Below are 13207 nucleotides of genomic sequence, written 5' to 3' on the forward strand. Positions count from 1 at the left end.
TGGGACATGTAGAGCTGCTTGCGAGCAGGCATCGCCTGCCCTTCAGCGGCTGCCATTCCTGCCACCCTTGGAAGAGGGAATGCCGCCCTCCTTCCAGCTCACGCTCAGAACGGCAGGATCGCCGGTTGCCGCCACACGCCCTGCACCAGCGTGAACGGCCCGAAGGTGGGGCGGCCCAGCACGCCCAGGTCGGCGGTGAAGGTGCCGTCCACCCGGTAGCTGACCTCCTGGCCCCGGGCCACCCTTAAAAAGGCCCCGGCGGTCTGAAGGGTCACCGGGAGGCTCAGGTCGGCCCGCTGTTCGGTCTCGCCCCGGGCGGGCAGGCTCACGTTGGGGAGGTTCACGGTGCCGACCTCCTGACCGTCGATCACGAACCGTCCGGCGATGTTCGCCAGGCGCACGGGCACCGGGTTGGGGTTCTGCACCCTCAGCCGCAGGGTCAGGTTCGCCAGGGCCGGGTCCTTGCCGCTGGGCAGATTCAGGCGGGTCAGGCGCACGCTCTGCACCTCGAAGGTAGGGACCTGCACGAGAGGCTGGGCGGGAGCGCAGGCGCCCAGGCCGAGCGCGAGCAGGGGAGCCAGGAGCAGCTTTTTCACGGGAGGTACGTTAACGGTTCCGGCTGCCGCGAACCTGACGGGCACTGCTACGCTGCCGGGTATGCAGAGCGCGGCCACAAGATGGATGACAGCCCTGACCCTCGCCGCGGCCCTCGCGAGCTCGGCGGGCGCCGTGAACCTCGATTTCGGTGCGGCCTACCGCACGGGCGGCCCCTGGTTGTCCGCGGGCGTCAGCGATATTCCCCTGGGGCGCGGCACCTTCTCGGTCACTGCGTCGAACCGGGCGGTGGAGGTCGCGACCACACGGGGCTTCAGCCTGCCCCCCGCCGGGGCCGTCAGTGCCAGCGCCAGCGCGGCGGTCACCTGGAGGGGCGGCCTGCGCCTGACCTCGGGCGGAACAGCGACGCTCGGCCCGGTCGCCCTGAACCTCGGCGCGACCTTCTTCACGGGGGGTGCAGCGGAGGTAGACCCCCTCGCCGCCTGGACGCTGACCCCAACCGACCTGCGGGACCGGGGCTGGAACGCCGATCTCACCGCCCGCTACCGGGTCAGCCGCACCCTGATCGCCGTGCTGGGCGGCGAGTTCGGCCCGCAGAACAACGTCTCGGGCGGGGTGGAGTGGCGGCGCGACCTCACCCGCGTCCTGCCCCCCGCCAAGGGGGACGACCCGGAGGCGGAACCGGCCACCGAGCGCGCGGGCACCCTCACGCTGCGCCTGGGTGCCCGCGCGGGCCGGGGAGTGCTGGGCGTGACCGGCGGCGTGACCTACAGCACCGAGGCGGGCGTGTCCGTGGCCCTCGACGCCCTGGCCGGACCCGGCTCCCTGGGAGCGGTGGGGAGCCTGAGCGCCGCCGACCTGCTGGGCGAGGGCAGCACCACCCGGCTCTACCTCGCGTACGAGCCGTGGCGTCTTGCCAGCGCCCCCCTGCGGGCCGGGGCGGAGGCCACCCTCCCCGCCGGTCCGGGCACCCTCAGCGTGGACGTGCGCGGGGGGACGGGCGGCCTGGGCGCGCGGCTGGGCTACAGCCTGCCCCTGGGCGGCCCGCCGGACGAGGGGCGGTGAACCCCCCGTCAGCGTGCGCCCTTCCTTCTCATGAGAGGGGGTGGAAGACTCCGGGGGTGAACCGACTCCTTCCCCTGCTGACCCTTATGGCCCTGGCCTCCACGGCGAGCGCCCAGACTGTGCAGGACATCCTGAACCGGGTGGACGCCGCCCAGAAGGCCGCGAGGGACGTGACCTTCCGCCTGAGCGGCAGCGCCACCCTCGAATCCTCCCCCCAGAAGATCGACCTCACCGTCAAGAGCATCCCCGCCCAGGGGGTGGCCCGGCTGCAATTCGCCGCGCCCGACGCGCTGGCCGACAACATCGTGGTCGCGGACCGCAACGAGATCCGGCAGTACCTCTTCCTGACCAATCAGGTGACGGTCACGCCCGTCAAGAAGGCGGCCGAGAGCGCGGGCTTCGGCGGGCTCGACTTCACCCAGCTCACGAACGCGGCCACGCTGCTCAGCCAGTACAACGTGCGGCTGCTGAGCACCGCCACCATCTCGGGCAAGAAGGTCTACCAACTGGAGGCCACCCCAAAGAACGCCGGCACCACCGACCGCGCCCGCGTCTGGATCACCGAGGCGGGCTGGCGGCCCACCCGCGTGCAGCTCGTCGGCGGCGGCAAGGTCCTCGCCGACCTCACCGTGAGCAACTACAAGGTCAACAGCGGCCTGACCGTGGCGGGCCTCAAGACCCTCCCCAAGGACGCGCAGGTGATCCGGCAGTAACGCTCCCCCGGACGAGCAATTAATACAACAGTGAAGAGGGGAGCTGTCCAACACGGGGCGCTCCCCTCTTCCGGTCCACCCAGACAGGCGCCCCCACCGGGCGGGATGGGGGCGGGGTCGAGCGCGTTCTCCTCCCGGGTTCAGCCCAGGATGCGGCGGGCGCCGACGAAGCGGCTGGCCCAGTAGGCGTTGCCGAACAGCGGCTCAATCATCGTGCGGCCGTAATAACTGTTGGCGTTCGCCATCATGCCGTTCCCCACGTAGATGCCGACGTGGCTGGCGACCACGCCCGTGGTGTTGAAGAACACCAGGTCACCGGGTTGCAGGTTGCGGCTGCTCACCGCCGTGCCCATGCGCCACTGGCCCGCGGCGCTGTGCGGCAGCCGAATCCCCATCTCCTGGAACACCCGCATCGTGTAGCCCGAGCAGTCAAAGCCCCAGCTCCCCGTGCCGCCCGCCGCGTAGCGGAACCCCAGGAACCGGGTGGCCGCCGTCCTCACAAAAGCCCCGCCGCCGCGCGCTGCCGGGGCGGCGGGCTTGGCCGTACTCGCCTGGGCGGGCGTCCCAGTCACCTTCAGCTTCTGGCCCACCTGGATGGTGGAGCTGTTCAGACCGTTCAGCCGCATGAGCTGCGCCGGGTCCATCCGGTACTGGGCAGCGATCTTGGACAGGGTGTCACCCGCCCTCACGGTGTATGAGGCGGCGAGCGCACTGCCGCTTCCGAGAGCGGTGGCAAGGAGGAGGACGCGGAACGCTTTCATCGACGGGGGAAGTTTACCCCGCCTTTATTCTTTTTTCCTTAATCCTCGGCCTGAGGGGCAGTTTTTATACGCCTATACGGACATTATACGGTGCCGGGGACGATAAATACGCGAGAAATCGGCCTCTTCGACTCAAGCTTCTCAGGATCTGACTCATTTCTGAAATCGCCAGGAAAGAGGGCGCTGGCTGGGCCGCTGCCCTGTCCCCCATCAAGTACTGCTTCCCATGGTTCTCATGAATTGGGTGGGGCGGGGTCCGGGGCGGTGGAAAGGCCCCGCACGGGGAACCCTATACTCCTCTCAAGACGCCGAGTTCGGGCCTTTCCCGCTCCACGGAGGACCAATGAAGGAACCCCTGACCACCGAGCAGCTCCTGCAAGGCCTCAAGCACTACCGCCGCATCGCCCGCCAGGACATGCTACGCGCGCCCGAGACGCCCCACCCCGACGCCTTCCTGCGTCACGCCGAGAGCCGCCGCGAGGTATACGCGGCGCTGGGCGCCTATGCCGAGACGCACGCCAGCGACGAGGTGATCGAGCATGCCCTGGAGCTGTACCGCCAGCTCCCCTTCGTGACCGGCACCGCCGAACACGAGCATCCCGACATCAAGGGCCGCGAGAACGCCCTGGAAAACTTCTTCCTGCTCGTCGGCCTGGACCCCAAGACCCGCCGCGAGGCCCGCAGCAAGCGCCCCCGGCTGAGCGAGGGTGTCCCCGCCCAGGGCTGAGGCCGCCGTGACAGCGCCCGGCGTGCCCGCCCTGCGAGCCCTCGAACTGCGGGCGAAGGGCTGCACGGCCTGCCGCCTGCGCCCGGGCGCCACCCAGGTCGTCGTCGCCGATGGCAATCCCGGGGCGCCCCTGGTGATCATCGGCGAGGCGCCGGGGGGGGAGGAGGACCGCCTGGGACGCCCCTTCGTGGGTCCGGCGGGACAGCTCCTCGACCGCATCCTGGCCGCCGTGGCCCTCACCCGGCAGGACGCCTACCTCACCCACGTCGCCAAGTGCCGCCCCCCCGGCAACCGGACGCCCGAGCCGGACGAGATCGAGGCTTGCACCTCGCTGTGGCTGGGGCCGCAACTCGCCCTGCTGCGGCCCCGGGTGATCCTGAGCCTGGGCAACACCCCGACGCAACACCTGCTGAATACCCGCCTGGGCATCACCCGGCTGCGCGGCACCTGGCACCGCTACCGCTGCCCGGACGCCCGGGGCGGCACCCACGACGCCCTCCTGATGCCGCTCTTCCACCCCGCCTACCTGCTGCGCCAGGACACCCGCTCCCCCGGCGGTCCCAAAAGCCTGACCTGGCGCGACCTCCGCGAGGCGGCGGCCGTCCTGCGCGGGGAAAAGGAGCCCGAGGGTCCGGTCTCCGCCCCCCCTCAGCCTCTGGGAGATCAGCCCACCCTGTTTTAAGTTGATAATTAATACAAAAGATGCCCGGGTAGGAACACGAACACCTTGCATCGCCCATGCGTCTAGCCCCAGAGCTCCCGGGCACGGGCTCGCCGCCCGTTCCATCCCCGATCGCTGCGCCCTACCCCCCTTGCTGACCCTGGCTGCAGTTGCGGTGGGCGCCCTCCTCCAGTTCGCCGTCCCGCAGGTGAGGAGGCGCGGCGGGGACCACCCCGCCTGCATCCCCCCGTACACTGCCCCCCATGCCCCATCCCGAATTCGTCGGACTCGTGAATTCCCTGCAAGCCACCGCCGAGGCGGCCCTGGGCGACCTCAACGCCGCCACCTCCAGCGCCGCCCGCGACGGGCTGCTGGAGGAGGGGCGGGCGCGCCAGGTCGCCGAGCGGTCCCTGCGCCTGCTCACCATGCTCGCCGAGAAGACCCGCGGCAACCTCGACCTCACGGAGGCCGAACTCCTCACGGGCGCCATCGGCAGCCTGCGCGCCCGCCTGGGCAACTAGCATGCGCGCCGTCCTCCAGCGCGTCACCCGCGCGACCTGCACGGTCGAGGGCCGCGTCACCGGCGAGACCGGTCCCGGCTTCCTCGTCCTCCTCGGCGTGGCCCCGGGGGACACCCCCGAGACCGCCCGCACCCTCGCCGCCAAGATTGCCCGGCTGCGCGTCTTCGGCGACGAGGCGGGAAAGATGAACCGCAGCCTCCTCGACCTCGGCGGGGGCATCCTCAGCATCAGCCAGTTCACCCTGTACGCCGACACCCGCCGCGGCAACCGCCCCAGCTTCACGGACGCCGCCCCACCCGACCAGGCCCGCGCCCTGTACGCCGAATTCAACGCGGCCCTGCGCGCCCACAGCCTCCCCGTCGGTGAGGGCGTCTTCGGCGCCCATATGACCCTCGACCTCACGAACGACGGCCCCGTCACCCTGATCCTCGACGCCGAGTAAATTAATACAAGATAGATTGAGTCTAGCTGCAAGAACCCGCCGCCCCCACCCTTTCACCCGCCCCGCCGCGCCCACCGCTATCCTGCCCCGCATGAGCTTGCGCCATCTCCCCCTCGCCGCCGCACTCCTGCTGGGGCTGGCGGGCGCCTACACCGTCAAGCCGGGCGACACCCTCTACTCCATCGCGCGCGCCCACGGCACGACCGTCGCGGAGCTCACCCGCCTCAACCGGCTGACGGGCACGACCATCGAGGTGGGGCAGACGTTGCGTCTGCCGGGCGAACCCGCCCCCGTGCCCACCCCGCCCCTGCCGCGCAGCGACGGCGGCCAGGGGAGCCTCCCGGTGCCCGCCGCGCAGATCGCCGGGCTGACGGTCTCCGCCCCCACCTCACTCCAGATGGGGGACGCCTTCGTGCTGCGGCTCAGCGGGCCGCGCGCCGGGGAGGCGACCGTGCGCTTTCCCAGCGAGGTGGGCGAGGACGTGCGGCGGCCGGCCGAGCGGCTCACCCCCAGCGGCGCGGCGGGGGAGTACGTGGTCCTGGGCCGCGTGGTGCTGGGCAAGACCACCCCGGTCGTGTACGAGGTCCAGGTGGGGGACGACCTCGTGCGCGGCAGCATCCCCGTCGCGGGGCTCGACCAGACCATCCAGCACATCAACCTGCCTCCCAGCATCAGCCGCAAGCTGGAGGACCCCGGGCGCAAGGCCGAGGACGCCGCCGTCGAAAAGGCCTACGCCCGGCGCACCCCCCAGGCCTGGACCCGCCCCTTCCAGCCCGCCGTGGGCGTGAAGGCCCAGAGCAGCGCCTTCGGCCAGCCGCGCACCTACGTCGCGGGCGGCCCGGTGCAGTACCACTACGGCACCGACTACCCGGCGCCCGTGGGCACCGCCGTGACCGCCGTGAACGACGGCACCGTGGTCCTGGCGGGCAAGTACCCGGTGCGCGGCGGCCTCGTCGTGATCGACCACGGGGCGGGGCTCACCAGCCTGTACTTCCACCAGAGCCGCGTCCTCGTGAGGCCGGGGCAAAAGGTCACCCGCGGCCAGAAGATCGGCGAGGTCGGCTCGACCGGCCTGAGCGCCGGGCCCCACCTCCACCTGGAGATGCGCGTGCGCGGGGAGGGCACCAACCCCGCCGACTGGATGAACCGCATCTGGCCGAAGTGAGGCGGGCCTCCCGCACGCTGGAGCGCTGGCTCGGCCCGGCGGCGCAGGGCGAGCGCGGCCCCTCCGCGCCGTCCTGTGCCCCGACCTCCGGCCCCACGCGGGTGACCCCGCATCAGCCCAGGACGTGAATCACCGCCGCCCCGGCGAGCGGGGCGCGGGCCTCCCAACCCCCGGCTTCCGCCCGGGAGCCCTGTACGCCCGGCTGAGGGGGCACGGGTCGCCTGCCCTTCGGCCCCCAAGCCCCTACCTCTCCCAGACCCAGCCCCCCGGCGCCGCCGCCACCCCCACCGCCCGCGGCCCGGTATGCACGTTCAGCACCGGATTCACCCCCGCAAAACCCGCCCACACGACCGGGTGCCGCGCCCCGATCGCCGCGAGCAGCGCGTCCGCATCCTCCCGGACGCTGCCGTACAGCAGCCCCAGCCGCAGCGGGGTGCCCTCCCCATACCGGGCCGTGACCTGGGCCGCGACGGCCTCGATGGCCCCCCGGTAACTCCGCGCCCGGCCCACGTTCGTGTACGTGCCCGTTTCCCGGTCCACCGTGATCACCGGCTTGAGGTTCAGCAGCCCCCCCAGCGTCGCCTGCACCCGCCCGATGCGCCCGCCGCGCCGCAGGTACTCCAGCGTCTCGATGGTGAAGTACAGCTCCGTCTCGTCGTGCGTGCGCCGCACCCAGTCCAGCGCCGTCTCCAGCGTCTCACCCCGCCCCGCGGCCGTCACCGCCGCGTGGACCTGAAACGCCTGCGCCGCGCTGAGGGTCCGCGTGTCATGGACCCTCAGCGGAATCTCCGGCACCAGCGTCCGCGCCTGCTCCGCCGCGTTGCGGCTCCCCGAGAGCCCGCCGCTGATCGTCAAGGCCAGGACGGGCAGGCCCCCCTGACCCGCCCGGCGATACGCCTGTGCCCAGTCCTGCGGGGTGGGCTGGCTGGAGGTCGGGTGCGCCGGGTTCGTCCCCAACTCCCGGAACAGCGCCTCGCGGGTGATCTCGTCCATGCGGTACGTCGTGGAGCCGAAGGTCAGGCTGAAGGGCGCTACGGGCACGTCGTTCCGCAAATCCGCGAAGGCGTCCAGCCCACCGTCGGTGGCAATCGCGAAGGAGGGCGCGCTCATCGCAGCTCCACAGCGTTCATCCGCTCGATCAGCCGCAGGGCGGCGGTGTGATCCACCTCCGGCCCGATGAGGGTGGCGGCGGCGCGGGTCAGGGCCTCGACCTGCATCAGCACGGGCGCGCTGGCCCCCGCCCCGCGCACCACGTCGGCGGCGATGCCCGCGTCCTTGGCGAGCAGGCCCAGCCCGAAGGTCGCGGGGAACTCGCGCGTCAGCACCCGCTGCCCAATTAGGTTCTGGGAGGCGTTGCTGCGCCCGCTGCTCGCATTGATGACCTCCAGCGCGGCCCCCAGGTTCACCCCCCCGCGGGCCAGCGCGGCCAGCCCCTCGCCCGTCGCCCACAGGGTCACCGCGAGCAGCGCGTTGTTCACGGCCTTCACCGCGAAGCCCGCGCCCACCCCGCCCACGTGCACCACCGTGCCCGCGAAGGCGAAGTCATCGCGCACCGCGTTCAGCGCCCCCGCGTCCCCCCCGACCATCACCGTCAACCGCCCAGCCCGCGCCCCCGCCGTGCCCCCGCTCACCGGGGCGTCCAGAAAAGTCACGCCCCGTTCCGACAACCGCTCCGCCTGCCGCCGCGCCGCCTCCGGGTGGCCGCTCGTGCAGTCCACCCAGATGGTGCCGGGCCGCAACGTCCCCTCCAGTTCGCCCAGCATGCCGTCCACCTCCGCGCTCGTGGGCAGGCAGGTGAAGACCACGTCGGCCCCCGCCACCCCGCTCAACTCCACCGCCTCGCTGCCGAACTCTCGGGCGTGTGCCCCCGCCTTTTCCCGCGTGCGGTTCCACACCAGCGTGTGCCCACCCGTTTCCCCCGCGCGCCGCGCGAGGTGCCCCGCCATCGGCCAGCCCATCGCGCCCAGTCCCAGAAATGCCAGCGTTTTGCCCATGGAGCCAGGCTAGGGCGGCCCCGCCGCCTGGCCCCGAACTCTGAACCGAGTCCAGAAAGGCGGCGGCGCGTATCCTGCCCCCCGTGTTCCAGGCCCTCCTCAACGTCGTGCTGCCCGTCGTGCTCGTGGCGGGGGTGGGGGCGCTCCTCGCCCGGCGCTTCACCCTCAGCCAGGACACGCTGGGCAAGGTCAGCCTGAACGGCCTCACGCCCGCCCTGGCGCTCAGCAGCCTGCTGGGCACGACCGTTGGGGTGGGGGAGGGCCTGCACCTCGCCGCCGCCTATTTCGCCCTGGCCCTGGGCGGGGTGCTCCTCGCCTTTCTCGCCACGCGCGGCGTCCCGAGTGCCACCCGCCGCGCCGTCATGGCGAGCGTCGCCACCTTGCAACAACGGCAACTTCGGGCTGCCGGTCGCCCTCTTCGCGCTGGGGCAGCCGGGGCTGGACCAGGCGGTCGTGATCTTCCTGTGTTCGGTCGTCCTCACCTTCACGCTGGGACCGCTGCTGTACGGCTCGGCGGGGGGAGCGCGGGCAGGGCTGCTCGCCGTCGCCCGGCTGCCCGTCGTGTGGTGCATCGCCGCCGCGCTGCTCGTGCGGCTGCTGCATGTCCCCGTCCCGCTGGGGCTGCGGCGCGGCATCGACCTGCTGGGGCAGGCCGCGCTCCCGATGGTGCTCCTGTCGCTGGGGATTCAGCTCGGGCAGGCGGGGCGGCTCTCGCTCACCGGGCCGGTGTTCACCGCCGTCTCGCTGAGGGGGCTCGGCCTTCAGGGGCTGGTCCTGGCCTCGGCGATGCCGACCGCCGTGAATGCCTTTCTGCTGGCGCGGGAGTATGGGGCGGATTCGGAGACGGTCGCCAGCGCGGTGGCGCTCAGCACGTTGGCGAGTCTGCTCACGGCGGCGCTGGTGGTGGCGCTGCTTCCGCGGATCGGGGAGCTGGGGTGAGGGTGGGACCTTCACGGTTGGGCTTTTGGTGGAGGGAGGGGCAGGGTATCTTGCCGCGGTTTACCCCCACCCCCCCAACCCCCCTGCCCCCACCGGGGGCGACGACTCCGCCGCGCGGGGCGGCCCGCGCGTTGACGCCAGGCTCGCTGACGTGTCTCTCCTCTAAGTAGAGGGGGGAGCTTTCCGCTGCGCTCGGCAAGGGGCTCGCCCATCACGCCTGTGGCCGTCCTCTTCTACCCGGAAGGTTTGATCTTGCTGCATTCTGAGCCGCTCGCCCACCGTCTCGCTGCGCGAGCAAGGCGGGGTGAAGGCGGTGCGAGCGCAAGTTCCTTGTGGGGATGGGCCGTCCGCAATAGACGGTTTTGGGAAGCAGAAGCTTCGGCTGGGATGTCTTCCAGGTGCTGCTCAGGACTTTTCGGCGGGCAGGACCAGTTCGCCGCGACTTTGCTGGCCTATGCATCCGGCAGGTCCGGTGCCCGGAGGCCCGCCTTCGAGGGTCGGCCTTCCGTTCGGTTCTGGGGTCATCGTGCCTCACGTGCGGGGATCATGCGGGTCCACGCCTTCCACATATACCCATGCGCCGTTCAATCTTACGAACGTGCTGCGCTCGTGCATACGGTGCCCGCGACCAGCCACCCGCAGCGTCGCGGAGAATTCCACCTCGTTGCCCTCCGCGCGGTGAATCTTGAGCCCCAGGTAGCGCGTGTCATCTTCTTCCGAACTGAGGTCCGGCGGGCAGGTGTCCGGGTGCCACGTCCGCCGCACGTACTCCGTGTCGCGCAGGGCGTAGGCCGTGTAGCGCGAGCGCATCAGCGCCTCGGGTGTCTCGGCGGGCCGCTCGCCGCGGTGCCGGGGGCCGCAGCACGCGCCGTAGGAGCGCCCCGAGCCGCAGGGGCAGGGCTTCAGGGCCGGGAAGGGGAGAGGCATCCCGCCGAGCATAGCGGGCATACTGGGGACCCGATGACCGCTCCTGACGTGATCACCTCCCTGCAAAACCCCCACGTCAAACGGCTCGTACGGTTGCGGACCCGCCGCGAACGCGAACGTGAGGGCGTGATCCTGGTCGAGGGCGCCCGCGAGCTCTCCCGGGCGGTGGCGGCGGGGCTGACGCCAGCCACCCTCTACACCTGTGAGGCCCTCTACAGCCCTGAGGCGCGCGAGGTGAAATCAGCCCTCCCCGGCCCCCGCCTCCGGCTCTCCCGCGAGGCCTTCGAGAAGGTCAGCGGGCGCGAGAACCCCGACGGCCTGCTCGCCCTCATTCCGGCCCCAGCCCCGCGCCTGCCCGAACCGCATGGAGACGCGGTCATCGTCGTCCTGCACGGCCTGGAAAAGCCCGGCAACATCGGCGCGATCCTGCGGACGGCGGACGCAGCGGGGGCGGCGGGCGTGTTCGTTCTCGGGCGAGGCGCCGACCCGTACTCCCCCAATGTCATCCGCGCCTCCCAGGGCAGCGTCTTCTCCCTGCCCGTCGCCGCGCTGGGCGAGGAGGAGGCCCTGGCGTGGCTGGCAGAACGTGAGTTCACCCGTGTCGCCTGCACCCCCGACGCTCCCCAGGTGTACTGGGACGCCCCCCTCACCGGCCGGGTCGCCCTGATCCTCGGTGCCGAGCACGAGGGCCTACCCCCAGAATGGCGCGCCGCCGAACTCCCCGTCCGGGTGCCCATGCACGGCGCCGCCGACAGCCTGAACGTCGCCACCGCCGCCGCCCTCGTCCTGTACGAGTGCCTGCGCCAGCGCCGGGCGTCCCGGTAGGCCAAACACGGGGCCGGAAGCGGTGTTAGCCTGCCCCCATGACCATCACCCAGAGGAAGGCGGCGCTCCCGCCCCGGGCCGACGTGCCGCGCGAGCAGACCTGGGATATCGAGGCCCTCTTCGCCACCCCGGGGGACTGGGAGGCGGAATCGCAGGCCCTCCCCGCCGCCATCGACGCCCTCGCCGCCCACTCGGGAAAGCTGGGGAGCAGCCCCGAGGCCCTGGCCGCCTTCCTGCGCGAGTCCGACGAGGTCGAGCTGCGCCTGGGCCGCTTCTTCTCCTATGCGAGCATGGGCGCGAGCGTGGACGGCCGTGACGCCGCCGCCGCCGCCCGCCGCGACCGGGCGAGCGCCGTCGCCGCCAGCTTCGGCAGCGTGACCGCCTTCGCGGAGCCCGAACTCCTGGCGATGGACGAGGCGACCCTGCGCGGCTGGCTCCAGCGCCCCGACCTCGAAGGCCACCGCATCCGGGTCGAGCGGGTCCTGCGTGACCGCGCCCACGTGCGCTCCGCCGAGGTCGAGGAACTCCTCGGCGCCGTCCAGGCCCCCTTCTCCTCGGAGCGCGGCATCCACCCCGCCCTCGCCAACATGGACCTGCGCTTCGGCACGGCGGGCGGCGAGACGGTCACCCAGGGCAATGTGGACCGCCTCACCTCCGCCCCCGACCGTGAGGTGCGGCGCCAGGCCTGGGAGAACTACGCCGACGCCCACCTCGCCGTTCGGCACGCCCAGGCGGGGATGTACGCCACCAACGTCCGCCAGAACGTCTTCCTGGCCCGCGCCCGCCGCTACCCCGACGCGATCACCGCGGCCCTCGCCCCCGACCGCATCCCGGTCGAGGTCGTCACCACCCTCCTCGACACCTACCGCGCCCACACCCCGACCTGGCACCGCTACTGGAACGTGCGCCGCCGGTGGCTGGGCCTCCCCGAACTGCGCGAGTACGACGTGAAGGCCGCCCTGGTGCCGCCCCGTCCCGTGAGCTACGAGCAGGCGGTGGAGTGGATCGCCGAGGGCATGGCCCCCCTGGGCGAGGATTACGTGCGCGAGCTGCGTGCCGGGCTGACCACCGAACGCTGGGTCGATTACGCCGAGAACGACGGCAAGCGCCAGGGGGCCTATTCCGCCGGGGCCGGACGGGTCAAGCCCTACATCTTCATGACCTGGAGCGGCACCATGAGCAGCTACTCCACCCTCGCCCACGAGATCGGCCACTCCATGCACTCGCTGCTCTCCCAGCGCGAGCACCCCTTCGCCGTGCCCCGCTACACCCTCTTCCACGCCGAGGTCGCGTCGAACTTCAACCAGGCGATGGTGCGCCAGCATCTCTTAAAGCGGGCCCGTGAGGCGGGCGACACCGACTTCGAGGTGGCGATCATCGAGGAGGCGCTCGGCAACTTCCACCGCTACTTCTTCATCATGCCGACCCTGGCCGCCTTCGAGCTGGAATGCTACCGCCGCATCGAGGCGGGCGGCACCCTGAGCGCCCCCGACCTCATCACGCTGACCGCCGACCTGCTGAAACAGGGCTACGGCGACGGCGTGACCATGGACCGCGAGCGCAGCGGCATCCTGTGGGCGCAGTTCTCCACCCACCTGTACGCCAACTTCTACGCCTACCAGTACGCGACCGGCATCAGCGCGGCGCACCAGCTCCTCGCGCAATTTGGGGAGGACCCGGGGGGCGCCCGCGAGCGTTACCTCGCCTTCCTGCGCTCCGGCGGCAGCCTCGACCCCATCGACGCGCTGCGGGAGGCGGGGGTGGACATGCTCTCGCGAGGGCCCGTGGAGGCCACCTTCCGCACCCTGGCGGGCTATGTGGACCGGCTGGAGGACCTCCTCGCCGCCCGCCCCTCACCCAAGTGAGGACCACCGCCTGACCCGTTTCCCGCACACTGTGGGGTGAACATGCC

General features: G+C 71.8%; 15 protein-coding genes. 10 read left to right on the forward strand and 5 right to left on the reverse strand.

The genetic code is table 11. The annotated features are described in order from the left end of the window. Window positions 1–104: 104 nt before the first annotated feature. Window positions 105–596, reverse strand: coding sequence for an LEA/WHy family protein (locus DAERI_RS13440; RefSeq protein ID WP_103129938.1), 492 nt, complete (start codon window positions 594–596; stop codon window positions 105–107). A gap of 85 nt (window positions 597–681) precedes the next feature. Here DAERI_RS13440 and DAERI_RS13445 point away from each other — a divergent pair, with 85 nt between their 5' ends. Both DAERI_RS13445 and DAERI_RS13450 read left to right on the forward strand, forming a co-directional pair. Beyond that, window positions 682–1620, forward strand: coding sequence for a hypothetical protein (locus DAERI_RS13445; protein ID WP_103129939.1), 939 nt, complete (start codon window positions 682–684; stop codon window positions 1618–1620). 56 nt (window positions 1621–1676) lie between these two features. Further along, a complete protein-coding gene (locus DAERI_RS13450) occupies window positions 1677–2333 on the forward strand; it encodes an outer membrane lipoprotein carrier protein LolA (protein ID WP_103129940.1) in 657 nt (218 codons plus the stop codon). Between the two features lie 140 nt (window positions 2334–2473). On the opposite strand, the gene DAERI_RS13455 is transcribed toward DAERI_RS13450, so the two are convergent. Beyond that, entirely contained in the window at window positions 2474–3094 is a 621-nt protein-coding gene (locus DAERI_RS13455) for a C40 family peptidase (protein WP_103129941.1), read from the reverse strand. Window positions 3095–3437: 343 nt separating this feature from the next. Here DAERI_RS13455 and DAERI_RS13460 point away from each other — a divergent pair, with 343 nt between their 5' ends. From DAERI_RS13460 to DAERI_RS13480, 5 genes are all read left to right on the forward strand, one after another. Beyond that, entirely contained in the window at window positions 3438–3821 is a 384-nt protein-coding gene (locus DAERI_RS13460; RefSeq protein ID WP_103129942.1) for a hypothetical protein, read from the forward strand. Between the two features lie 7 nt (window positions 3822–3828). After that, window positions 3829–4503 carry a uracil-DNA glycosylase gene (locus DAERI_RS13465; protein WP_103129943.1) on the forward strand — a complete coding sequence of 225 codons (675 nt, stop codon included), beginning with the start codon at window positions 3829–3831 and terminating at the stop codon, window positions 4501–4503. 242 nt (window positions 4504–4745) lie between these two features. Further along, a complete protein-coding gene (locus DAERI_RS13470; RefSeq protein ID WP_103129944.1) occupies window positions 4746–5003 on the forward strand; it encodes a DUF1844 domain-containing protein in 258 nt (85 codons plus the stop codon). Window position 5004: 1 nt separating this feature from the next. Then, window positions 5005–5445 carry a D-aminoacyl-tRNA deacylase gene (dtd, locus tag DAERI_RS13475; RefSeq protein WP_103129945.1) on the forward strand — a complete coding sequence of 147 codons (441 nt, stop codon included), beginning with the start codon at window positions 5005–5007 and terminating at the stop codon, window positions 5443–5445. Between the two features lie 91 nt (window positions 5446–5536). Further along, window positions 5537–6610: a LysM peptidoglycan-binding domain-containing M23 family metallopeptidase gene (locus DAERI_RS13480; RefSeq protein ID WP_103129946.1), complete on the forward strand. Its 1074-nt coding sequence runs from the start codon at window positions 5537–5539 to the stop codon at window positions 6608–6610. Between the two features lie 243 nt (window positions 6611–6853). Here DAERI_RS13480 and DAERI_RS13485 read toward each other — a convergent pair whose 3' ends face one another. Both DAERI_RS13485 and DAERI_RS13490 read right to left on the reverse strand, forming a co-directional pair. Then, complete coding sequence (locus DAERI_RS13485; protein WP_103129947.1) at window positions 6854–7720, reverse strand: DegV family protein; 867 nt, start codon at window positions 7718–7720, stop codon at window positions 6854–6856. Next, on the reverse strand, window positions 7717–8604 hold the full coding sequence (locus DAERI_RS13490) for an NAD(P)-dependent oxidoreductase (protein ID WP_103129948.1): 888 nt from the start codon (window positions 8602–8604) through the stop codon (window positions 7717–7719). The genes DAERI_RS13485 and DAERI_RS13490 overlap by 4 nt, the downstream gene beginning before the upstream one ends. 342 nt (window positions 8605–8946) lie before the next feature. Between DAERI_RS13490 and DAERI_RS13495 the strand changes: the two genes are divergently transcribed. Continuing rightward, the gene (locus DAERI_RS13495) at window positions 8947–9543 is read left to right on the forward strand and encodes an AEC family transporter (RefSeq protein WP_235610386.1); all 597 of its coding nucleotides are present in this window, start codon (window positions 8947–8949) and stop codon (window positions 9541–9543) included. A 531-nt stretch (window positions 9544–10074) separates the two neighbouring features. On the opposite strand, the gene DAERI_RS13500 is transcribed toward DAERI_RS13495, so the two are convergent. Further along, window positions 10075–10470: a YchJ family protein gene (locus DAERI_RS13500; protein WP_114149455.1), complete on the reverse strand. Its 396-nt coding sequence runs from the start codon at window positions 10468–10470 to the stop codon at window positions 10075–10077. 33 nt (window positions 10471–10503) lie between these two features. On the opposite strand from DAERI_RS13500, the gene DAERI_RS13505 reads away from it, so the two are divergent. Beyond that, entirely contained in the window at window positions 10504–11295 is a 792-nt protein-coding gene (locus tag DAERI_RS13505) for a TrmH family RNA methyltransferase (RefSeq protein ID WP_103129949.1), read from the forward strand. Between the two features lie 38 nt (window positions 11296–11333). Then, window positions 11334–13160, forward strand: a complete 1827-nt coding sequence (pepF, locus tag DAERI_RS13510; RefSeq protein ID WP_103129950.1) for an oligoendopeptidase F — start codon at window positions 11334–11336, stop codon at window positions 13158–13160. The last annotated feature ends 47 nt before the right edge of the window (window positions 13161–13207 follow it).

The organism is Deinococcus aerius (genome assembly GCF_002897375.1).
Lineage (GTDB): Bacteria > Deinococcota > Deinococci > Deinococcales > Deinococcaceae > Deinococcus > Deinococcus aerius.